General features: G+C 60.3%; 22 protein-coding genes and 1 other RNA gene. 17 read left to right on the forward strand and 6 right to left on the reverse strand.

All coding sequences use genetic code 11. From position 1 onward, the window contains the following. Positions 1-147 precede the first annotated feature (147 nt). On the forward strand, positions 148-2,970 hold the full coding sequence (locus ACKVY0_RS20245) for a PVC-type heme-binding CxxCH protein (RefSeq protein ID WP_409216659.1): 2,823 nt from the start codon (positions 148-150) through the stop codon (positions 2,968-2,970). A gap of 93 nt (positions 2,971-3,063) precedes the next feature. Next, entirely contained in the window at positions 3,064-3,960 is an 897-nt protein-coding gene (menA, locus tag ACKVY0_RS20250; RefSeq protein WP_409216660.1) for a 1,4-dihydroxy-2-naphthoate octaprenyltransferase, read from the forward strand. 93 nt (positions 3,961-4,053) lie between these two features. Here the strand turns inward: menA and ACKVY0_RS20255 are convergent, their stop codons facing one another. Beyond that, positions 4,054-4,212, reverse strand: coding sequence for a hypothetical protein (locus tag ACKVY0_RS20255; protein WP_409216661.1), 159 nt, complete (start codon positions 4,210-4,212; stop codon positions 4,054-4,056). Between ACKVY0_RS20255 and ACKVY0_RS20260 the strand changes: the two genes are divergently transcribed. Both ACKVY0_RS20260 and ACKVY0_RS20265 read left to right on the forward strand, forming a co-directional pair. Beyond that, a complete protein-coding gene (locus tag ACKVY0_RS20260; RefSeq protein ID WP_409216662.1) occupies positions 4,199-5,164 on the forward strand; it encodes a hypothetical protein in 966 nt (321 codons plus the stop codon). The two genes, ACKVY0_RS20255 and ACKVY0_RS20260, sit on opposite strands and share 14 nt — an antisense overlap. Beyond that, positions 5,146-6,279 (forward strand): AMP-binding protein, encoded by a 1,134-nt coding sequence (locus ACKVY0_RS20265; protein ID WP_409216663.1) that lies wholly within the window; start codon positions 5,146-5,148, stop codon positions 6,277-6,279. The genes ACKVY0_RS20260 and ACKVY0_RS20265 overlap by 19 nt, the downstream gene beginning before the upstream one ends. Positions 6,280-6,281: 2 nt before the next feature. Here ACKVY0_RS20265 and ACKVY0_RS20270 read toward each other — a convergent pair whose 3' ends face one another. Continuing rightward, positions 6,282-6,899 carry a hypothetical protein gene (locus ACKVY0_RS20270; protein WP_409216664.1) on the reverse strand — a complete coding sequence of 206 codons (618 nt, stop codon included), beginning with the start codon at positions 6,897-6,899 and terminating at the stop codon, positions 6,282-6,284. 215 nt (positions 6,900-7,114) lie between these two features. Between ACKVY0_RS20270 and ACKVY0_RS20275 the strand changes: the two genes are divergently transcribed. From ACKVY0_RS20275 to ACKVY0_RS20300, 6 genes are all read left to right on the forward strand, one after another. Then, the gene (locus ACKVY0_RS20275; RefSeq protein WP_409216665.1) at positions 7,115-7,348 is read left to right on the forward strand and encodes a glycine zipper domain-containing protein; all 234 of its coding nucleotides are present in this window, start codon (positions 7,115-7,117) and stop codon (positions 7,346-7,348) included. Between the two features lie 21 nt (positions 7,349-7,369). Further along, positions 7,370-7,714 carry a glycine zipper domain-containing protein gene (locus ACKVY0_RS20280; protein ID WP_409216666.1) on the forward strand — a complete coding sequence of 115 codons (345 nt, stop codon included), beginning with the start codon at positions 7,370-7,372 and terminating at the stop codon, positions 7,712-7,714. A gap of 83 nt (positions 7,715-7,797) precedes the next feature. Continuing rightward, positions 7,798-8,301: a GtrA family protein gene (locus tag ACKVY0_RS20285; RefSeq protein ID WP_409216667.1), complete on the forward strand. Its 504-nt coding sequence runs from the start codon at positions 7,798-7,800 to the stop codon at positions 8,299-8,301. 6 nt (positions 8,302-8,307) lie between these two features. Then, on the forward strand, positions 8,308-8,763 hold the full coding sequence (locus ACKVY0_RS20290) for a tRNA (cytidine(34)-2'-O)-methyltransferase (RefSeq protein ID WP_409216668.1): 456 nt from the start codon (positions 8,308-8,310) through the stop codon (positions 8,761-8,763). A 41-nt stretch (positions 8,764-8,804) separates the two neighbouring features. Continuing rightward, positions 8,805-9,482 carry an ABC transporter ATP-binding protein gene (locus ACKVY0_RS20295; protein WP_409216669.1) on the forward strand — a complete coding sequence of 226 codons (678 nt, stop codon included), beginning with the start codon at positions 8,805-8,807 and terminating at the stop codon, positions 9,480-9,482. A gap of 45 nt (positions 9,483-9,527) precedes the next feature. After that, on the forward strand, positions 9,528-11,162 hold the full coding sequence (locus ACKVY0_RS20300) for a glycoside hydrolase family 75 protein (protein ID WP_409216670.1): 1,635 nt from the start codon (positions 9,528-9,530) through the stop codon (positions 11,160-11,162). A 17-nt stretch (positions 11,163-11,179) separates the two neighbouring features. On the opposite strand, the gene hemB is transcribed toward ACKVY0_RS20300, so the two are convergent. The 4 genes from hemB to cysS form a co-directional block, all read right to left on the reverse strand. Further along, positions 11,180-12,157, reverse strand: coding sequence for a porphobilinogen synthase (gene hemB, locus ACKVY0_RS20305; RefSeq protein WP_409216671.1), 978 nt, complete (start codon positions 12,155-12,157; stop codon positions 11,180-11,182). Between the two features lie 107 nt (positions 12,158-12,264). After that, on the reverse strand, positions 12,265-12,867 hold the full coding sequence (locus ACKVY0_RS20310; protein WP_409216672.1) for a DUF1080 domain-containing protein: 603 nt from the start codon (positions 12,865-12,867) through the stop codon (positions 12,265-12,267). A 39-nt stretch (positions 12,868-12,906) separates the two neighbouring features. Next, entirely contained in the window at positions 12,907-14,613 is a 1,707-nt protein-coding gene (locus ACKVY0_RS20315; protein WP_409216673.1) for a serine/threonine-protein kinase, read from the reverse strand. A 52-nt stretch (positions 14,614-14,665) separates the two neighbouring features. Next, positions 14,666-16,069 carry a cysteine--tRNA ligase gene (gene cysS / locus ACKVY0_RS20320; protein WP_409216674.1) on the reverse strand — a complete coding sequence of 468 codons (1,404 nt, stop codon included), beginning with the start codon at positions 16,067-16,069 and terminating at the stop codon, positions 14,666-14,668. 102 nt (positions 16,070-16,171) lie between these two features. On the opposite strand from cysS, the gene ssrA reads away from it, so the two are divergent. The 7 genes from ssrA (at position 16,172) to ACKVY0_RS20355 (ending at position 22,318) form a co-directional block, all read left to right on the forward strand. After that, positions 16,172-16,523: a transfer-messenger RNA gene (gene ssrA / locus ACKVY0_RS20325) on the forward strand. 194 nt (positions 16,524-16,717) lie between these two features. Further along, on the forward strand, positions 16,718-17,992 hold the full coding sequence (locus ACKVY0_RS20330) for a glycosyltransferase family 4 protein (RefSeq protein ID WP_409216675.1): 1,275 nt from the start codon (positions 16,718-16,720) through the stop codon (positions 17,990-17,992). Between the two features lie 25 nt (positions 17,993-18,017). Beyond that, a complete protein-coding gene (locus ACKVY0_RS20335) occupies positions 18,018-18,773 on the forward strand; it encodes a sugar transferase (RefSeq protein ID WP_409216676.1) in 756 nt (251 codons plus the stop codon). 4 nt (positions 18,774-18,777) lie between these two features. After that, positions 18,778-20,094 carry a sugar transferase gene (locus ACKVY0_RS20340; protein ID WP_409216677.1) on the forward strand — a complete coding sequence of 439 codons (1,317 nt, stop codon included), beginning with the start codon at positions 18,778-18,780 and terminating at the stop codon, positions 20,092-20,094. Beyond that, positions 20,091-20,387 carry an STAS domain-containing protein gene (locus ACKVY0_RS20345; protein ID WP_409216678.1) on the forward strand — a complete coding sequence of 99 codons (297 nt, stop codon included), beginning with the start codon at positions 20,091-20,093 and terminating at the stop codon, positions 20,385-20,387. The genes ACKVY0_RS20340 and ACKVY0_RS20345 overlap by 4 nt, the downstream gene beginning before the upstream one ends. Continuing rightward, the gene (locus tag ACKVY0_RS20350) at positions 20,384-21,577 is read left to right on the forward strand and encodes an alkaline phosphatase family protein (RefSeq protein WP_409216679.1); all 1,194 of its coding nucleotides are present in this window, start codon (positions 20,384-20,386) and stop codon (positions 21,575-21,577) included. Before ACKVY0_RS20345 ends, ACKVY0_RS20350 begins: the two co-directional genes overlap by 4 nt. 12 nt (positions 21,578-21,589) lie before the next feature. Next, positions 21,590-22,318, forward strand: coding sequence for an FkbM family methyltransferase (locus tag ACKVY0_RS20355; RefSeq protein WP_409216680.1), 729 nt, complete (start codon positions 21,590-21,592; stop codon positions 22,316-22,318). Positions 22,319-22,397: the final 79 nt, after the last annotated feature.

The following is a 22,397-nucleotide window of genomic DNA, read 5'->3' on the forward strand; positions in this document are numbered from 1 at the left end:
TTCGTGGCGATGATTTTGCCAACCGTCATTTGTGCGCTGGTTTGCGGGCCAGACTTTTGAACCGCTGATTGGACGCTGTTGATGAAATGCATTTATCAGCGCCAGATTAGCGTCTAATCAGCGGTTTAAACCCGTTTTTCTCCCACCATGAGCATCCCTCGCGCCATCCTGCTGTTTCTTCTCGCCCTGCCGGCTTTCGCCGCCGACTTCCCGGCCATCTACGACACCGAAAAAGGCGCGCCCATGTCCGCTGAGGAAGCCGCAGCCAGCATGGAACTGCCGCCGGGCTTCAAGTGCGTGGTCTTCGCCGCTGAGCCGGATGTGCGGCAGCCGATTGCGATGAGTTGGGATGCCAAGGGCCGCTTGTGGGTGGCGGAGAACTACACCTACGCGGAGAATCCCATCCGCTGGGACACGAAGCTGCGGGATCGCGTGATCATCCTCGAAGACAAGGATGGCGATGGCAAACACGATGGCCGCAAGGTCTTCTGGGAAGGCGGCAGTTACCTCACAAGTGTGGAGATCGGCTACGGCGGCGTGTGGGTGCTGCACAATGGCACGCTGAGCTTCATCGCCGATAAAAACGGCGACGATGTGCCTGATGGCGAGCCCGAGGTGCTGCTCGATGGCTTCAACGTGAAGACCATCGGCCACACCATCGTCAACGGCCTGCGCTGGGGACCTGACGGCTGGCTCTACGGCCGCCACGGCATCAGCGATACCTCCGCCGTCGGCGCACCGGGCACGCCGCAGGACAAGCGCACGAAGCTGAACTGCGCGATGTGGCGCTTTCATCCCACGCGGAAAGTTTTCGAAGTCGTCGCCCATGGCGGCACCAACCCCTGGGGACACGATTGGAACGCAGAAGGTGAGTTGTTCATGATCAACACCGTCATCGGCCATCTCTGGCACGTCATCCCCGGCGCGTATTACCGCCGCATGTTCGGCACGCACCTGAATCCTCATGTGTATGAAGTCATCGAGCAAACCGCCGATCATTTCCACTGGGACACCGGCGCCGAAAGCTGGAGCGACATCCGCAAGCTCGGCGTCACTGGCAAGACGAACGAACTCGGCGGCGGCCACGCCCACGTCGGCATGCTCATCTATCAAGGCGGCCTCTGGCCCAAGGAATACCACGGTGCCGTCCTCACCTGCAACCTGCACGGCAACCGCATCAACATGGACACCCTCCATCGCGAAGGCTGCGGCTACGTCGGCAAGCACGCGCCCGACTTCATGAAGGCCAAAGACAAATGGTTCCGCGGCATCGACCTCCTCACCGGCCCCGACGGCAACGTCTTCGTCTCCGACTGGAGCGACAGCGGCGAATGCCACGACAACGACGGCGTGCATCGCAGCAGCGGGCGGATTTACAAGATCGTGTATGGGGAGCCGAAGAAAGCGGAGCCGTTCGATGTGGCGGCGATGAAGGATGAGGAATTGGCCAAGTTTTACGAAGGAAAAAACAATTGGTGGAAGAGAATGGCAGACCAACAACTCTTTGAACGTGGCTATCAAGAAAAAGGACGCCGCTCTAGCATCGCTGAGGATGCTCAATGTAAAGATGGTCTTGTCCGCCTCCACCTCGCCTCCGCGCTCCAGCGCCTCCCGCTCGCCGCCCGCTGGCCCATCGCCACGGCGCTCGCAAAACGCGCAGAAGACGCCAACGACCGGCAGCAACCGCTCATGATCTGGTATGGCATCGAGCCAGCGGTGGCGGCGGAGCCGATGAAGGGCGTGGAGCTCATCCGCGAGGCGAAAATCCCCACCGTGCGCCGCCTCGTCGCGCGGCGCATCGCCGAGATGATCGAGGACAAGCCCGGGGCCGTCGATGCGCTCGTCGCGTTGATGACGGAGCGTGCGGACGTGCGTGGCGATGTGCTCAGCGGCATGGCGGCGGGGTTGGATGGGTTTAGCAGCGCGAAGAAGCCGAAAGGCTGGGATGCCTTGAGTAGCCAAGCTCGCCAGAGCTTGGAAGCGCGTGGCAAGGACGCCAAAGATCCAAGCTCTGGCGAGCTTGGCCACATCACCACGCTCTCTGTCGTCTTCGGCAGCGGTCGTGCGGCGGAGGAATTGATCGTGATCGTCAAAAACGCCGAGGGCGATGCCAATGCGCGGCTCAATGCCTTCGTGAGCCTCACGCGCAGCGCGAAGCCGGAGCTGCTGGCGGTGATTCGCGGCCTCATCAACGACAAGGTGCTCGGCTCGGTGGTGCGCAAGGCGTTGGCGGCTTACGATGATCCGAACATCCCAAAGGCGCTGCTCCAGCCGTGGCCGGAGCGCAGCCAGGAGATGCAGGCGGCGACGGTGGCGACGCTGTCCTCACGCCCGTCGTATGCGAAGGCACTGCTCGAAGCGGTGAAGACAAAAAAGTTGCCTGCCACGGCGATTTCGCCTTTCCAGGCACGACAGATTCGCAATCTGGACGATGCATCGGTCACGAAGCTGCTGACGGAGGTCTGGGGCGAGATTCGTGAGACGCCGGAGGCGAAGAAGGCGGAATTTGCGAAGTGGGAGGGCGTGTTGAAGCCGGAGACGCTGGCGAAAGCGGACAAGTCGAAGGGCCGCATGATCTTCATGACGGCGTGCAGCGCGTGTCACAAGATGTATGGCCAGGGCGGCGCCATCGGGCCGGAATTGACGGGCAGTGATCGGCGGAACCTGAAGTACCTGCTGGAGAACATTCTCGATCCCAACGCGGTGGTGCCAGCGGATTTCCGCGTGAGCGTGTTTCAGCTCAAGGATGGCCGCACGCTGACCGGCGTGATCCCGGAGCAGACGGAACGCACGCTGACGGTGCAGACTCCCGCCGAGCGGCTGACGATTGAGCGCACGCAGATCGTGAAGCAGGAGCAGCAACCGGTGTCGCTGATGCCGGAGGGGCTGCTGGCGGCACTGGGGGAGGAGAATGTGATGAACTTGATCGCTTACCTGATGTCGAACGGGCAGGTGGAGATGCCGAAATGAATTTCACCACAGAGGACACGGAGGAACACAGAGGTTTGAGATTCTGAACTCTGTGCTTCTCTGTGACCTCGGTGGTTTAATTTTTCTCTCCGCATGGCTTCTCTTTTCGACTGGATCGCTGCCGCACGCCCGAAAACACTCGGGGCCGCCATCGCGCCTGTCGCCGTCGGCTGTGCGCTGGCAGAGAAGATTTCGGGGAAACTCGATTGGACACTGGCGCTTTGCACACTGGGAAGCTGCGGGGCGTTGCAGATCGCGACGAATTTTTTCAATGATGCGCTGGATTCGATCAAAGGCGCGGACACGCAGGCGCGGATCGGGCCGCGACGCATCACGGCGGCTGGACGTGCGAATGCGGGCACGGTGAAGATCGCGGCGTGGTTAATGCTGCTGGTGGCGACGTTGCTCGCAGTGCCGTTGTTTGAAGCACGCGGCTGGCCAATTTTACTCATCGGCCTGCCGTCGCTGTATTTTTGCTTTGGCTACACCGGCGGGCCGGTGCCGCTGGCGTATCGCGGGCTGGGAGAGCTGTTTGTGATTTTGTTCTTCGGTCTCGTGGCGGTGACAGGCACGGCGTTTGTGCAGACGGGCGAGTGGTATGAGGCGGCGGTGATCGCAGGCTTTCAAATCGGCTGCCTGAGCACGGTCTTGATCGCGATCAACAACCTGCGCGATGTGGATGAGGACCGGCAGACGGGCAAGAAGACGCTGGCGGTGCGGCTGGGTGTGGGATTTGCGCGGGCGGAGATCGTGCTGCTGATCGTGGCGGCGCATGCGGCGGGATTTTACTGGTTCACGCAGGGCTGGGAGCGCGCCTTCACGCTGCCACTGGTGACGCTGCCGATCGGGTTGTTCGTGGCCTGGCGTGTGCTTGTGGAGCCACCGAGCCGGGGGCACAACCGGCTGCTGGCGCTGAGCGGCATGCAGTTGCTGGCCTTTGCGGCGATGATGTGCTGGGGGATTGTCAAAGCCCGAGAAGTGATGCCGTGAGCGACGGTATCGTCCTCGTCCTCCTACTCGAACTCGTCCTCGATGCTGCCGCTTCACCTCGCGTTGAAACCTCCGAGCCAGCGTAAAGCATGCTCATTTGAAGCACGCACCTTGTGATCTCAAACATTCGCCATGATCGAGTTCGAGTTCGAGTTCGAGTTCGAGGACGAGGACGAGTTCGAGTTCGAGGACGAGAAGGAAGCGTTGAAGGAGTTGCGAGATGATGGGAGTGTCGAAGATGGAAAGGCCCATCTATGTTCACGAATACCTGCTGCGCAGCGGCGTGGCGCTGAATGCGGCGTCGCAGCGCCGGGTGTTTGCAGGGGCGCTGATCCGGGTGAATGACGGGTTCGGCTGCGTGCATCCGTGGCCGGAGTTTGGCGACGCGCCGGTGGAGGAGCAGCTTCGGCTACTGAGCGAAGGCGTGACGACACCGGTGACGGCGATGGCGCTGCGGTGTGCTGAGATAGATGGTGAAGCGCGGCGTGCGGGCGTGAGCTTGTTTGAGGGGCTGAAAATCCCGCGCAGTCATTATTCGTGGAGCTTTGCGAGTGAAACGGAGCCGCAGCAGCAACGCGTGATGGCGGAAGGCTGGCCGGCAATCAAGGCGAAGGGTTATGCGAACTTCGGCGAGACGACTCGCTTTCTGGAAGGCTGTGCGCGGGTGTTTGAGGCGGAGGACGTGCGGCTGCGGGTGGATTTCAATGGTGTGCTGGACCGACTGACGTTTGAGAAGTTCGTCGAGTTCATGCCGCTGCGGGTCTATCGTGCGCTGGATTTCATCGAAGATCCGTTTCCGTATGAGGCCGGGGCGTGGGAGGCGGTGCGGCTGCGCTGGGACGTGAAACTGGCCTTGGACAAGGGCTGGAAGAACGGGACGCATGGTTTTGATGCAGTCGTAGTGAAGCCAGCGCGGCGTGACTGGCGGGTGGTGGCGGCGCAGCATCCCGAACAGCCGCTGGTGATGACTTCGGCCATGGATCATGCGCTGGGGCAGATGTTTGCGGCGTATGAAGCAGCGGTGGCGGTGGCGGAAGGACAAGCGCTGGATTTCTGCGGGCTGTGTACGGAGCATCTGTTCGAGAAGGATGATTTTTTTGAGCGGGTGAAGTCGAATGGCGGATTTTTGACCGCAGACCGCAGTGGCGGCGGTCTTGGTTTTGGCGATGTGTTGGAACAACTGCCATGGCGACGGCTCATTTGATTTCATCCGGCTTCTGGAACGATGCGGGCAATCACATTGCGCTGCCGTCGGAGCGTGGCCATGAGGCGGCGGGGCTGGAGAAATTCGCGCAGGATGAACTCGGGGCCGCAGGCTGGTGTTTTTTTCAGACGAGCGGCTCAGAAGGACGGCAGAAGTGGGTGGGGCTAGCGAAAGCGGCGATGTTGACTTCAGCACGGGCGGTGAACGCGCATTTTGATGTCACGCAGCGCGATCACTGGCTGCTGGCGCTGCCGATTCATCATGTGGGTGGGTTTGGGATTCTGGCGCGGGCGTTTGTGAGCGGGAGCGCGGTGACGCGGATGGAAGGAAAGTGGGATGCGGCGGCATTTGCGCGGAGATGTGGCGAGGTCGGAGCCACACTGGCCTCCCTGGTGCCGACGCAGGTGTTTGATCTGGTGGCAGCAAAACTGAGTGCGCCGAAGTCACTGCGGGTGGTGCTGGTCGGCGGTGGCGCCATGAGCCGTGAGTTGGAGGAGGCCGCACGCACACTTGGGTGGCCGGTATGTCGAACGTATGGGATGACGGAAACGGCCTCCCAGGTGGCTGCGCAGGCAATGAACGGCCACGGCGAGATGGAGGTGCTGCCGATCTGGGATGTGCGCACAGATGATGAAGGCGTGCTCACGGTGCGGGGCGAAGCACTGGCGAAGGGCTATGCCGTGCTGGAGGCCGGAACGTGGCGCTGGGAGCCGATTTCCACCGGAACGGGGCTGAGTACCAGGGATCGTGTGAGTTTGTGGACGCATGGCACGCAGCGGTTCCTGCGCTTCTCGGGCCGCGAAACGAACACGGTGAAGATTTTGGGCGAACTCGTGGCCTTGGAGCCGATTCAAGAGCGCATCGAGGCGTTGCGGCTCAAACTGGGCCTTCGCGAAGGCGCGGCGGTCATCTGCGATGTGCCGGATGAGCGCAAGGAGGCCAGACTGGTGCTGGTGAGCACCGGGGTCGGTACTGTCGATGCGGAACGCTTGCGCGAGGCCCTGAACCGCGAACTGCGGCCGTTTGAGCAAGTGGAGCAGATCATCTGCCTGCCGACGATTCCACGCAGTGAGCTGGACAAGGTGCGACTGGCCGAACTGCGGGCGCTGCTGTGAGCTTACTTGCTCTTGGCGTCTTCCTTCGGCGCGGCACCATCGAGCGGCGTAATGACCGGGCGATCCTTCATCTCGGGCGAGATGAGGTAGCCCTTTGGATCAGTGGGATCAGGAACGAAGGAGATGAGGAACAGCTCCTCGATCTTGTCCGTGAGCGTTTCCTGCGACGTGCGCACAGTGGCGTGGACATAACCCTTGTCTTTTTCTTCGACGAGGCCGAGCACGATGATTTTGAGGGTCTCCTGTTTACGCTTCGTGGCTTCAGGCGTGAGCTTGAGCTTTTTGTGCCAGGCCTCACGGTCCGCCTGATAAAACTCCTGCGGCGTCATTTTTTCCAACTCGGCCACGCCTTTGACGTTGTAGCCGGCGAGCATCGTTTCCTCATCGGTCATGGTGGGCGCGGTTTTGATAATCTGCACCGTCTCGCGCTGACGACGCTCCAACGAGGCCGACACAAGCAGATTTGAAGCGGTCTTCCAATCCTGCTGGACCACAGCGGCAAGGTATTTTTTCACCAATGCGGCACAGGGATGGTCGAGCGGCAACTGCTCCGCTTTGACCGTTGAGGCGGCGAGGCTGAGGAGGGCGGCGGTAAAAGAGCAACGGAGAAAGGAACGCACATGCATAGAAAGTTATGGCGGAAGGAGGGGCTGAGTTCCTAACCGCTGGCTGAATGCGCGTCAATTAAAGAAACCCATGCTCAGCAGGCATCCAAAAACACTTCGGCCCGCGAAAGATGAGCGGAGGGACTTCAGCGCAGGATTTTTCTTTTCTTTGTGAACAAACCACGCCTATTCTCCGACAAAGCTGACCGCTTTGCTAAACTCATAATCATATGAAACACATCATCCTCACCATCCTCACCGCCGCCTCCCTGTCTTCCTGCGCCACCGGCCCTGCCGCTCAACAAGGAGCCGTCATTGGCGGCCTCGGCGGTGCTGCCGTCGGCGGCATCATTGGTTCTCAGAGCGGCCGTGGCCTCGAAGGCGCGCTGATCGGCGGCGCACTCGGTGCCGCAGGCGGGAATGCCATCGGCAATTCCAAGGACCGCCAGCGCCGCTACTATTAATACGACGCCATTCAAACCTTCATGAAAACCACCCTTCTCGCTCTTCTCTCTACGGTGTCGCTGGTTTCCTGCGCCACGGGTCCTAATGCTCAAACGGGCTCCGTGCTCGGTGCCCTTGGCGGTGCCGCTGTCGGCGGCATCATTGGCAATCAGAGTGGCCGCGGCCTGGAAGGTGCGGCGATCGGTGCGGGTCTGGGAGCGCTCGGGGGCAATGCCCTCGGCAACTCCAGAGACCAGCAGAACAGCCGTTACCAGCAAGGCCAGCAGCAGGGCTACTATGACAATCAAGGCCGCTGGCACCCTGCCCCGCAGCAGCAGCAACAGCAGGGCTATTACGACCGTAACGGCAACTACCGTTACTACTAGGCGGCCGCTGCAAGCCTCACCCGAAAGCCTGTCTGACGAAGTCTTCGTTAGACAGGCTTTCTTTTTTGAGGGTAGGTTTCCGCATGCTTCAAACCCTTGCAGAAACACGCCAATTCTTCCGCGAAAACGACTGGCACACCATCCTCGCACGCATGAACGCGCGTGACACGCATCCGGTGATCCAGTTTATGAAATACGGCATCTGCGGCGTGGGGTCACTGATCGTGGGCCAGAGCATCTGGCTGGCGCTCTCCATCTGGGTCTGGCCAGCGCTAGATTCCGACCTGCCGAAAGAGGTGCGCGCTCTGCACAGCACCTACAACAACCTCATCTCCTTCTTTTTTGGCAACCTGTTCGCCTACTTCACCAATTCAAAATGGGTCTTCACACCGGGGCGGCACCACCGCCTGCTGGAGTTTTTCTACTTCACGCTCATCAGCACGGTGGCGTTTGTGATCGGCCTTTCAACCGGGCCGATGCTGATCCAGATGTACGGCATCTCCACCCTGTTGGCGCAGCTTTTGATGCTGACCTCCTCGGTGCTGGTGAACTTCGTGTGCCGGAAGTTTTTTGTCTTTAAAAACTGACGTGGCATGCTGCACGTCGTCCTGTTCCAGCCGGAGATTCCGCACAACACCGGAGCCATCGGTCGATTGTGCCTCGCTACCGGTGCGCGGCTGCATTTGGTCAAACCGCTGGGCTTCAGCCTGGATGACCGTCATTTGAAACGGGCCGGACTGGACTACTGGCAGGAGGTGGACGTGCGGGTCTGGGAGTCGTGGGAAGAGTTGCGTGATGCTGCGAATGCGGACGCCGCCATTTTTTTCATCGAGTGTCAGGGGGGAATGAACCATTGGGATGCCGATCTTACACCCGCGGAGGTCTATCTGGTCTTCGGCCCGGAAACACGGGGGATTCCTCCCTCAGTGCTTGATCCCGCCAGGTGCCTGCGCATCCCGATGCAGGGCACACGCAGCCTGAACCTCGCCACCGCTGCTGGCATCGTGATGTATGAGGCGCTTCGGCAGCGCGGTGGCATCACACCTTGACGCCGGGTGGCATCTGCGGAGCGTAGCCGCACTTTATTTTCATGAGCCAGGAAGCCGCCCCACTCGCCGCACACGATGTGCATCGCACCTATCATCTCGCCGGTCACGATCTGCCCGTGCTGCGCGGGGTGAACGTCGAAGTCGCCGCCGGTGAGAAAGTTTTCCTCTGCGGCCAGTCCGGCGCAGGCAAAACCACGCTGCTCTATGTGCTCGGTGGTCTCGAACAACCCACCTCTGGCGATGTGATGGTGCATGGCCGCTCGTTGTACAAGGCCGCCGCCGCCGAACGCGCGCGCACGCGCAACCAAGTCATGGGCTTCGTCTTCCAGCACTACTTTCTGCTGCCAGAGCTGACCGCGCTCGAAAACGTCGTCCTCCCCGCCATGATCGGCGGCAAAAAAGCCGAGACACGTGCCCGTGAACTGCTCGACAAGGTAGGCCTCAGCGAACGTCTCCAGCATCTGCCCACCGAGTTGTCCGGTGGCGAGCAGCAACGCGTCGCCATCGCCCGGGCGCTCATCAACAACCCCGGCATCATCTACGCCGACGAACCCACCGGTAATCTCGACGCCACCACCGGTTCTGGCGTCATCGACATGCTCATGAGCGTCGTCGATGAGGCCAAGAAGACTCTCATCGTCGTCACGCACGATCAAACCCTCGCGAAACGCGGCGACCGCCGTCTCATTCTCAAGGAAGGCCGGCTGGAGGAAGGATGATACGCCCGCCTTACCGCTGAAACGCCGTTAAACTCCTACACGCGCATGTCCTCGGAACCTCCCTCATCTTCCACGGCAACGAACAACGATCCAGCGGCACCCCAATGGCGGCAGCAGCCAAAACGTGGCTGCTTCAGCTCCTTCACACGCCTGCTGTTCCTGGTCATCCTCCTTACCGGACTGCTGCTGCCGTTCACGCCCTTTGCCGGGAAAATCAAAAAAGGCATCCAGGACATCGTCGAATCCGCCCGCAGCACCAAGGAACGCATCATCACGCGTGATGTGATGCGTGACGTGATCAAAGAGGTGCCCGTAGTCAAAGAAGTGACCAAAGAGGTCATCCGCGAGGTCCAGCCGCCGCTCCCTGACAAATACATCGCACGCAAGGACATCGACGTCGCTTCGCTGTTCAACGGCATCACCGTCAAAACCAACCTCCTCACCGAGCAGGGCAGCTTTGCCAGCCTCGAACGGCTCGATCCTGAATCCTACAAGGCCGAATTCCAACTCAGCATCCGTGTGCCCAAGGCGAATCAGACCATGGTCGAACTCAGCCGCATCAACAAACACCTCCCCGCCCTCCTGCCCGAACTCAATGCCATGCTGCCCGCCGCAAAGGTCTCCGGGTTCTACCACAAGCTTTACGAGAACAAAACCAGCCGTGTGCAGAACGATCTCACCCGTCTCAATCGCATTCTCGACCGTCACAACTACTACGACACCGAGACCATCCTCGAACTCACCCATCCCACCACGCAACGCCGCACGCTCCTGATCCAGTCCGAAATGGATGTCGTCGCCGACGGCTCTGACGGCGACCGCATGCCCACGCTCTCCGAATACATCTACCTCTCCGACTACTACCAGCCCTTCACCAGCTACGCCTGGGCCAAGACCACCAAGAACCCCAATCCACTGCTCGCCAAATGGGAAGAGCGCTTGAAAAAGGCGCAGGACGAATTCGCACAAAAGGGCCTGGGGGCAGCACGCAATCGCGAACTCAACGCCATCATCAGCACACTCAAGATCGAAATCAGCGAGATGAAGGCCCGCAGCAGCCTCATCGCCGAAAAAGATCCCTTCGTCGTCATTTCGCTGCTGTTCCGCGGCTACGGCGATCAGAACAAGTTCACCCCGCAGATCGGCGACTACGCCGCCGTCATCCACGAAGGCAAAATCTACCCCGCCATCTGCGGCGACTACGGCCCCAGCTTCAAGATGGGCGAAGCTTCGCTCCTCATGGCCAAAACCGTCAACCCCAAGGCCACGCCCTACATCCGTCCTGAAAGCGATCTCAAAGTCACCTACCTCATCTTCCCTGGCACCGCCGAAAAAGAGCGCTCCGCTCCCGATCTCGCCAAATGGCGTGAAAAATGCCAGACCTTGCTCGGTGAAATCGGCGGCATCGGATCCGGCTATGTGCTGCACACTTGGGACGAGCCTTTCAAGAAGCCCGAGACGCCTCCTGCGACGAGTGCTCCTTCGCCTGCAGCGACTGCCGACGGTACGCCACCTCCCACCACACCGCCTGCGATCACTCCTCCAGCCATCGTTCCTGCCCCAACTCCGACCGTAACACCCGTTGCGCCAAGTACGCCGAAAAAATCCAGTTCCGCCAAGGCCACACCTTCCAAATCAGGCAGTACCAAGTCGAAGAGCACTCAGAAAAAGGGAGCGTGACACAGACCGCCGGTCTGTTACCCACGATGTAGTGTCGCCCACTGCTTGGCAAAATAAGTGAGAATCATGTCGGCCCCTGCCCTGCGAATGCCGATGAGTGATTCGTTCACAATCTTCGCTTCATCGAGCCAGCCTGCGGCGGAAGCCGATTTGATCATTAAATACTCCCCGCTGACCTGATACGCCGCGATGGGCAGCGTGGTGGCGGCACGAATCTTGGCGATGATGTCGAGATACGGTCCTGCTGGCTTCACCATCAGGATGTCCGCGCCTTCAGCTTCATCGAGCGCAGCTTCGCGCAAGGCTTCACGCGCATTCGCTGGGTCCATTTGATACGTCTTCTTGTCTCCGGCCTTCGGTGCCGAGTCAAGAGCCCCGCGAAACGGCCCGTAGTAGGCGCTGGCATACTTCGCCGTGTAACTCATGATCGAGACGGCCTGGAAACCAGCGGCATCGAGCGCGGCACGAATCGCGGCGACACGGCCATCCATCATGTCACTCGGAGCCACGATGTCTGCACCGGCACGAGCATGGCAAAGTGCCTGCTGACACAGCACGGCCACGGTTTCGTCATTCAAGATGCGTCCATCATCCGCCACCAGGCCGTCATGCCCGTCGCTGTTGTAAGGATCGAGCGCCACATCAGTGATGACCGTCAGCGTCGGATGTGCGGCCTTCAATGCAAGGATCGCACGCGGCACCAAGCCGTCATCCGCAAAACATGCCGCCGCATCGCGAGTTTTGAGTTCATCCGGGATGCGCGGAAACAGCACCACCGCCGGAACCCCCAGCGCATGCGCCTCACTGGCTTCCTTGACGAGTCCATCCAAGCTCCAACGCGTGCAGCCGGGCATCGACGCGATCGGCGTGTTCTCGCCGCCTTCCTGAAGAAAGAGCGGGTAGATGAGGTGGCCGGGGTTCAGCTCTGTCTCGCGCACGAGATCGCGCATGGCCGGAGACTGACGATTGCGGCGAGGACGAATGGGGAGATTCATTGCGGGGGAAGGTTTACAGTGGTTGACGGTCGTTGCGGCTGTCGCGTTGACAATGGCTTGGTCAAACCATCGTCAACAACGTAAACAACCGTAAACTCCGCCTTCACTCACGGCAGCTCTTTGAGCTGAATGTGGCGATATTCCATCACACCACGATCACCTTCAAGGCCGATGGGGCCGGTGGCGGGCAGTGCGAGCGCGGCATCGAGTACCTCGCCATTGCAGGTGCAATGCGCCACGCCGTCCTTCACCTCGACGATCATCTGGTTCCACTCCTGCGGCTTGTACTGCTTCAACTTGGTGTAAGGGCCGGCGACGAGATAATCACGGCATTGAAGCTGGGGTTTGCGGATGAAGACGCCGCTGTCGGCGTTCACGCTGGCGCGGAATTCGAGCTTGAGGACGAAGTTCTTCGGAAACTCGGCCACGGTGTACATCTGGCCTGTAAGCTTGTCCGCCTCGGTTGGGAAAGTAACCGCGATGGCACCATCCTTGACGATGTAACGACCTGCATCCGCCGCCTCGGTCTTGCCATCGTGCTTCTCCAAAATTTTGCCGGGATTCGGGTCGTCTTTCTTCGTCTTCTCACGGAAGCACCAGCCGGTGAGGTCTTTGCCGTTGAAGAGCGAGGTGAAGCCGGCTTCCGGTGTCCAGTCTTCGGCGTGGAGTGTGGAAAGCGTGAGGGCGAGGAGGAGGGCGATGTGTTTCATGGTTGGGTGGGGTGATTAGTACTCGGCGGTGAAGACGAATCAATCGGAGGTCTTCAATGCTTTCAAAGGATGAATGAACTCGTTGGCCTGAGGTTCGGCGACGCCATCGAGATTCACATACTGAACCGTGTCCACCGACACCTCGGCAGTCGCGTAGAGGTCCAGGGCAAATCTCCCTGGCACTGGATTGGCGTCTGCCTCCTCATGCAGCACCGCCCCATCCACCAGCACGCGCAAGCGTCCGCCCGAGCGGGCCAGAATGATCTCATGCAGTTGTCCGTCGGTGCCTGTGGGGCCGGGCATGCTGAAGGTGTTGCGTTCATCCTTGCCAGGCCTGCCGTAGCTCATCACCCACTCCTTTTGCTGCGGCCGAAAACGAAAGCGGTACACGTTGCCGTCATCGAGAAAGAGGCAGAGCGAGGCGAAGTGAACGGGCGAACTCGTCGCACGCACCCGCAGGGCGCCTGAGCGCATGGATTGCGGCGGGATGTACCAGTGATTGTTGTCCGGTAGCCGATAGCCATGCGCGCTGTGCGGTGTTGTCGCGATCACTTCTTTGAGCGGCAGTTCAACAAAGGCATCCTGCCAGGACGGGAGTGGCGTGGTCTGGGACAAAGATGTTTTCTGCTGCGAGGAATCGGCCTGGCTCCACCACAAACCACCCATGACGAGCATCACAGTGATTCCTGCCACGCTGGTCCAGAGCGTCGTCCTGCGCGGGGCTGGTGCCGTCACCTTCGGCATGCTGCCCGGCACGGCTGCGATCTCCATCTGGGCCATCGAGACGCCGAGAACGCGGTCCACGTCCAGCCTCATCTCCTGCGCTGACTTGTAGCGCTTGTCACGGTCCGCCTGCATCGCTTTGTCGATGATCCGGTCCACTCTGCGGTCGATGCCGCGTATCTCGCCGGAGGGAGCATCAAAGCGGCCACGGGGCAGATGGCCTGTGATCATCTTGTAGAGCATCACACCCAGCGAATAGATGTCGGCGCGTTCATCCATCTCAATACCCTGGATGAACGCCTCCGGCGATGCGTAGTCGGGTGTGCCCACGGCCGCCATGCTCTGCGTGAAACAGCCGTCGGCGGCGATGACTTTTGCCAGGCCAAAATCCGCCACTTTGACCGTGCCCTGCTCGTTGATCAGCACGTTCGAGGGCTTGATGTCGCGGTGGATGATACCGCGGGCGTGCGCGCATTGCAGCGCGGCGCACACCGCGTCGGCGATGCGCAGCGCCTCTTTCGGCGGCAGCCGGCCTTGCTGCGTCAGCATCTCGGCCACATCCGTGCCAGCGACGTGCTCCATGGTGAAGTACAGCAGTCCGTCAGCCGTTTCGCCTGCCTCATGCACCGTCACGATGTTGGGGTGGGAGAGCGCGGCCATGGCCTGCGCCTCGCGGTGAAAGCGCCCCACAAAGTGCAGGTCCTCCTTCATCATGCCGGCGGGCAGGATCTTGATCGCGACCGTGCGGTTGAGCGTCTTCTGCACGCCCTTATACACTGCGCCCATGCCACCACGGGCCAGGAAGCTGATGTTCTCATACTGCGGCAGCGCCTTTTGAAGCTCGGATGCCGGCGGCGGCTCCCATTGCTGCAACGCCTGCGTGACGCCACTGGTGCCCGCACGCGGCAATCCATGCAAAACCGAAGGGGAGTAGCGCAATGTTTGCGCCTCCGGGCTGCTGTCCGCCTGCTGATGGTTCACGCCCTCATCCATGCGGCAGCACCATGGCGCGGCATGACTCATCCTGGCAAGGGCGAAGGTTATATCGTCACCGTAGAAAAAATCGCCAACGGTCTCACTTCGCCAGCACAACGAAGCCATCCTTGCTGTCCTTGATGATCCAGCCGGCGGCATCGAGTTCCTTGCGCAAGATGTCGGCTTTCGCCCAGTCTTTCGCTTGTTTGGCATCCCAGCGTTGTTGCGCTAGCGCCTGGATGTCGGCAGGAACTTCCGTGGTGGAATCTTCAGCGACAGGCGGAAGGGTGACACCAAGGGCTAACAGCATGAAGTGGAGACCGCCGCGAGTAGAGGCTGCTTCATCAGATGTGAGTGCCGCAGGCTTGAGTTTGTTCAGGGTGCCGAAAATGGCACCGAGGGCACCAGGAACGTTCAGATCCTTCAACAACGTCTCCCACGCTTCGGCAAACGGCCCAGGGTTTGTTGGCAACAGGGCTGAACCACGATCAAGCGCCTTGTCGGCTTTCGCCAGCTTCTGCAATGCCTGCCTTGCCGAATCGAGGCTGTGCATGGTGAAGTTCAGCGGAGTGCTGTAGTGACCGGAAATGAGCACGTAACGGACTTCAGCGGCGGAATAGCCCCGTTTGGCGAGATCTTCGAGTGTGTAGAGGTTGCCGATGCTCTTGCTCATCTTGCCGCCATCGACCATGAGATGCGCCACGTGCATCCAGTGATGCGCAAATTTGCCATGCGTGCTGCAGCAGCTCTGCGCGATCTCGTTTTCGTGATGCGGAAAGATCAAATCCACTCCGCCGCTGTGCAGATCGAAGTCCTCACCGAGGTATTCGAGAATCATCGCGCTGCATTCGAGATGCCAGCCGGGACGGCCCTCGCCCCACGGGCTGGGCCAGAAATTGTCGCCGTCCTCGGGCTTGCGGGCCTTCCACAGCGCGAAGTCAGTGAGCGAATCCTTCGTGTACTCGTCGCTGTCGGTCGCGCTGGACGCCTCGCTGGCCCCGAGGCGCAGCTCGCGGTCTTCGAGGTGGCTGAGCTTGCCGTAGTCCTTGAATGATGCGACGCGGAAATACACGCTGCCGTCCGCAGCTGCGTAAGCGTGGCCATTGGCGATGAGTTTCTCAATCATCGCGATCTGCTGCGGAATATGCGCGACCGCACTCGGCTCAATGTGCGGACGCTGGAGATTTAGAGCATCGCAATCCGCATGAAACTTCGCCGTCCAGCCCTGGGTGAAATCAATGAGGCTCTGCCCGGCCTTCAGTGAGTCGCGAATCGTTTTGTCATCCACATCGGTGATGTTGCGCACATGCAGCGTCGGGGTGCCGGAGGCCTCGACGACACGCCGCATCACATCCTGGGCCACGAAGGTGCGGAAATTGCCAATGTGCGCCGGACCATAGACCGTGGGGCCGCAGCAGTAGAAACGCAGCGTCTTGCCGTCGAGCGGCGTCACTTCGCGGTCGGTACGGGTCAGCGTGTCGTGGAGGGTCAGATGGGCAGGCATGAGGGCCGCGAAGATGGCAGGCTGAAGGCGTGGAGCAAGAGACAAGGCGAAGCATCGCTTGCGCTTTCCACCGCCGCCCTTACTCTCCGCCCTCTCCAAAACGGGGGCGTACTGGTTTCGACGGGTAGCCTGAGTTCGGAGCTGCATGCCGAGGATGATTCGTTGGCCTCGTTAATAACCGGATCAAAAACATAAATGCAAACTCTAACGAGCTAGCACTCGCGGCTTAAGCCCCGCGACATCCTTCAGGCAATGTCTGGTAGCCTGAATGATGCCACTACCAGGCTGGTTTGTTGGCCGGGCGACCGGGTCACAAACGAGATACAACAGGACGCTGGGTGAAGAGTAGGCTGTCTCAAGCCGCCTCCCGCCGAGACCAAACATGAGACTGAGCATGGAGACGCTACGGGCAACGGTTATTCGGACAGGGGTTCAACTCCCCTCGCCTCCACTTTCTTGATCTACAAGGAAGCGCATTCGATGCACCGGCGTTATTCCAACAATTTATTTGGGTAGTGCGTTGCGTGTCGCCAAGCATGGCACTTCCCGCAACTGAGGGGGGTGACCGAATACAAATAAATGGGAGGGTGCAGTAATCCGCACCAAGGCAAATTTGAAATGCCTTTAAACCACGCACCTCCACTTTGAATGAACATCCTCTATGTCCATGAACGCTTCGGCTCACTCGCCGGCGCTGAAGCCAATGCTTTCATCACCGCGACGGAACTTGCCGGACGTGGGCATCATATTGGCATCTTGCACGGGCCTGGAACGGGCAAAAATGAAGACGGCTGGAGTCGCACGTTCGTGGAACGCTTTGCGCTCAATGGTGACGCCATCAGCCGCACACGCGAGGCGCTGGCGAAATTTCAGCCGGATGTCGTCTATGTTCACAAGATGGCCGATCTCGACGTGATTCAGACGCTGGTGGACAGCGGTGTGCCGCTCGCGCGCATGGTGCATGACCACGACATCTACTGCATGCGCAGCTACAAGTATCACTACTTCTCACGCCAGATTTGCACGCGTGCCGCCTCGCTGTACTGCGTGCTGGGCTGCGGCGCATGCGTGGTAAAAAACAACAGCGGTGGCTTTCCGCTCAAATGGGTCAGCTATCGCGCCAAGCAGCGTGAGATCGCTCTCAACCGCCGCTTTCACCGCATGGTCGTCGTCACGCGTTACATGCGCGATGAACTGCTAAAGAACGGCTTCGACGCGAATCGCATCGAGATTCATGCCCCGGTGCCGCGCATGGGCGATCCTGAACTGCGCAGCAGTTTCAGTGACCGCAATCTCATCCTCTATGCGGGTCAGATCATCCGTGGCAAGGGTGTCGATGTGCTGCTCGAATCACTTGCGAAGGTGAAATCGAAGTTTGAGTGCATCATCCTCGGCGACGGCAATCACAAGGCGTACTGCGAAGAACTCAGCCGCAAGCTCGGTCTCGCTGATCGTGTTCACTTCAAAGGCTTCATCCCGCAGGAGGAATTGAAGGCCTACTACCGCGAGTGCAGCGTCGTCGCGCTCAGCAGCGTGTGGCCCGAGCCCATCGCCACCATCGGCCTCGAAGTCATGCGCTATGCGTTGCCAGTCGTTGCGTTCGATGCCGGTGGCATCAAGGACTGGCTCATTGACGGTCACAACGGCCATCTCGTGCCATGGATGGATCGCGCTGCCTTCGCGTCACGTCTCGATGATCTGCTGCAAGACAAGGCAAAAGCAAAAGAGCTTGGCGAGAACGGTTTGAAACTCGTGAGTGAACGCTACGATTTTCCTACCTACATCGCCGATCTCGAAAGCATGTTTGAGCGCACCCAAGTAGCTTGCCTCTCCAGAGGCGAGACCGGGGGCGTCACGGACACGCAAAACTCGGCTCTGGAGAGCCAAGCAACTCGCCCCCAGTTGCGGGGAGTTACAGCTTGAGCGAGGCAGTTAGACTGCGTGTGTAATGACTAACGCACTTCACATCGCCGAACGCCACGCGCTCCGCCTCATCAAGGCACAGAGCTTTTTGGGCAGCCGTCGTTTGCGGGCGCTCATGCAATTGAAGCGCTGGAGCTGGCTCGTTGTTTTGCACGGCACACAAGCGGTGAAGCGCTTTTTCGACATCGCCGTCAGTCTCGTCGCCATTCTGCTCGCCGCGCCGATGATGCTCATCATCGCGTTGCTCGTGCGTCGAGATGGCGGGCCGGTGTTTTTCAAGCAGAAGCGCGTTGGTCTGCTCGGTCGTGAGTTTGAGATGCTCAAGTTCCGCTCCATGTGCGTCGATGCGGAGGCGAAACTCCAGGCGCTCCTCGCGCAAAATGAAAAATCGCAGGGTGTGACTTTCAAGATGAAGCATGATCCGCGCATCACCGCCATCGGTCGCTTCATCCGCAAGGCCTCCATCGACGAACTGCCGCAGTTCTTCAATGTCCTGCGTGGTGACATGTCCATCGTCGGTCCGCGTCCCTCACTGCCGCGTGAAGTTGCGCTTTACTCCGTGAACGACCGCCGCCGCCTGCAGGTGAAGCCAGGCATCACCTGCCTCTGGCAGGTGGGTGAACGCAGCGGTGGCTTCTGGGAGATCGGCGACCGGAACAACATCGACTTCGACGAGCAGGTCTCGCTCGATGTCCGCTACATCGAAAGCCACTCACTGCGGCGCGACTTGTGGATCCTCATCAAAACCGTCCCCGCCATCCTGCTGGGCAAAGGCATGTAGCTTTATGAAAGCACTCATCATCTGTCCTGATCATCGCCATGCCGCCGCCTTCGCCCGCCGCAGGCAACCACTCGCACTGCTGCCCGTGCTGGGCCGCACGCTCCTCGATCTCTGGCTCGAACATCTTGCCACCACCGGTGAGAAACACGTCACCATCCTCGCCGCTGATCGCCCGGAGGAAATCCGTCATGCTATCGAGCAGGGCGACCAGCATGGCCTCGCCATCAGCGTCATTCCGGTCAAACAAGAGCCTGCTGCCGACGCAGCACGCGCACAATTCATCACTGGCGATCAAGCCGCATGGCATCCGCTCATCATCACACTCGATACTCTGCCAAATTCACCTTCCCAGCCGCTCTGGGCCGGCGGTGCGACGTTGTTTGATACCTTGCTGCGGCAGCTCAGGGACGTGGACGATGACACGCGGCTCACCATGCGCGAGATCGCCCCGGCGGTGCATGTCAGCACCCGCGCACGCATCGCCATGACCGCCCGCATCGACGGCCCGGCCTGGATCGGCCCTGACGTCGTCGTGGCTGATCATGCGCAGATTCTTGCTGGCTCCATCATCGAGAGCGCTGCCTGCATCGATCATCATGCGTGCGTCAGCGGCAGTTGGATCGGCCCGGACACTTATGTGGGCGCGATGACCGAGGTCTCGCATTCCTTCGCTTGGGGCAAAGGTCTCGACAACTGGCTTACCGGCTCGCAGGTCGAAATCACGGATGAGTTTTTGCTCAGCAGCTTGCAGCCGCAATCCGGTGCTGAAGTGCGCTGCGGCTGGCTGACACGGCTGTTCGCCTTGCTCCTCATGCTCATCACTGCGCCGTTGGCACTGCTGTGTGCCGCATGGTCCTGTCTTAAAGGCAGTTCGATCTTTTCAAGCCGGCAGGTCGTGCGGCTGCCAGCACCTGATGACGACTACTTTGACTCAACGATCACGCTGCATGCGCTCAATCATGCGCCCGGCCTGTTCGCACGCTGGCCCGAGCTTTGGCACGTCGTATGCGGCGCTCTGCATCTCGTCGGCAATCGTCCGCTCTGCCCGGTGCGCGCCACCTTGCTCAAGGATGAATTCGAGCGCCTCTGGCTGCACGCGCCCGCCGGTGTCTTCACGCTGGCCGACGTCATGCACGACGACATCGATGATTCGGAGTCCGCGTTCGCCCACAGTGCCAGCTACGCCATGAAGCCCTCCCTGCGGCTCGATCTGCGCATCCTGCTGCACTGCCTGCCACGATTTTTGATGCTGCGTCCCGCAACGGCCTCCGCCGTTTCATTCAGCATCATGCCACAACACACACCACACCCATGCTCATGACCACCACGCTCTCATCCGTTCAACTGGTCGCCCCCGCTGAACTCTGCGCCGCCACCGCACGCCTCTGGCGCGACCGCCTGTCCAAGGAAATCCGCGACACTCACGAGGAAGCCTGCATCGACATGTCCAACACCCGCTTCATCGACAGCTCCGGCCTCGGTGTGCTCATCGGCGTAAACAAAAGCATGCGCGCACGCGGTGGCATCCTCAAGATCCTCAATCCCACCGCCGCTGTCACCCAGCTCATCGAACTCACCCGCCTGCATCGCGTCCTCGACATCATCCGCGCATGAAACCACGACTTGATTTGTTCATCATGATCGACGCCTGCGGGTGGGAGATCATCAAAGACCGCCCGCAGTTCCTGCACGGCCTCGCCCCGCATCGTCGCCGTCTGGAAAGCGTCTTCGGTTACAGCAGCACCTGCGTGCCCAGCATTCTCAGCGGTCACTGGCCGGATGAGCATCATAACTGGTGCTACTTCATCCACGATCCGCAAAACTCGCCCTTCCGCAGTCTGCGCTGGCTCCGCTGGCTGCCCCAGGCGCTCACCAGCCGCCGCATCGTGCGGCGCTGGCTCACCAAGTTCGTCAAATCACGCCTCGGCTTCAGCGGCTACTTCGATCTCTACAACATCCCCTTCCAGCACATTCATCTCTACGACTTCACCGAGAAGAAAAGCCCGTTGCAGCCCAATGGCATGAATCGTGGCCCGAACATCTTCGACTCACTCGTCGCAAACAAGGTGCCCTACTTCGTCACCGACACCGCCGTGAGTGAGGAAGCCAACCGCGACGGCCTCATCCAGGCCATCGAGTCTGAAAAGATCACCTTTGCCTTCCAATACTGGGCCGGGCTCGACGGGCTGCTGCACCGGGTCGGCAACCAGTCGCCTGACATCGACGTGAAGCTCGCCGAATATGAAGCCTGGGTCGCGCAAACGGTAGCAACGGCGCAAGAGCATTACACCGAGGTCAATCTGCATGTCTTCAGCGACCACGGCATGGCGAACTGCGATCAGCACCTCGATCTGCGCGCAAAAATTGACGCACTGGGTCTTCGCATCGGCACCGACTACAACGTGGTCTATGACAGCACGATGGCGCGCTTTTGGTACTTCAATGTCGAGGCGCGTGACCGCATCATCGCCGTGCTCAACCAGGTGCCGGAAGGCCGCATCATGCCGGAGTACGAGCTGAAAACCTTGCGCGCCCAGTTTGATGATGGCCGCTTCGGCGAAACGATTTTCCTGGTGCAAGAGGGCGTGCTCATCGTCCCCAGCCACATGGGTGAGCGCCCCATCCGCGCCATGCACGGCTACCATCCGCATGATCCGCAGAGCTACGCCACCTTGTTCAGCAGCACGCCAGACGTGCCCGCTAGCATCACGCACATCCCGCACATTCACCGCCTCATGGCGCGTGCCGTCGCCGTCCATGCCGCCGCAGTTTCTCCCGATTCCACCCACGCGCTCGCCGCCTAACCCACACCCATTATGACTATTGCCCTGCCATCTCTCGCCTCCTTCTGGGAGGATTTCCGTACTCGTTGGTACTTCAAGTTCACGCTGCCAGCGTGCAAGGAAGCCAGTCTTCACGGCATCAAGCTCGACATCAGCGCCCTGTCCTCACTGATGAAAAACCACATCTTGCAGGGACGCTACGAGTACCAGGAGCGCCTGCTGGCCCGCCGCTGCCTGTCCTGCCATGATGTGGTGCTCGAGCTCGGTGGTGCCATCGGCTACATCGGCCTTTACTGCCGCAAAATCATCGGCGTGCGTCATCATCTCACGGTGGAGGCCAATCCGCGCACCATCGAGATGATGTGCCGCAATTACGCGCTTAACTACCTCAAGCCGCAGGTGGTGCATGCAGCGGCGGCGGCGGCGGACGGGCAGTTGCGGCTCGATATCGGCGGTGAGTTCTGGGAGAACTCCATCGTCACCCGTTCCGCAGCTGAGAACCAAATCACCGTGCCGGCGCACAGCCTGCGCAGCCTAGTGGCCATGCTCCCTGAGCCACCCACGGCGCTCATCTGCGACATCGAAGGTGCCGAGGAACAGCTCGATTTCACGCAACTGCCTGCCAGCGTCACCAAGATCATCATCGAACTGCATCCTGCGATCATCGGCGCGGAGGTGGTTGAGGGCATCGTCCGCAACCTCCACGCCCTGGGCTTCCGCACCGATTCAGTGGAGGAAAACACCTGGCTGTTCCGCCGCTAAATTAACACACCGCCGTGACTGGCGGACCTGGAGGTTGCTTTACCCTCATTTGAGGGGGCAGCGAGCGCTGGATTTGTGC

This window comes from Prosthecobacter sp. (assembly GCF_046154365.1).
GTDB lineage: Bacteria > Verrucomicrobiota > Verrucomicrobiia > Verrucomicrobiales > Verrucomicrobiaceae > Prosthecobacter.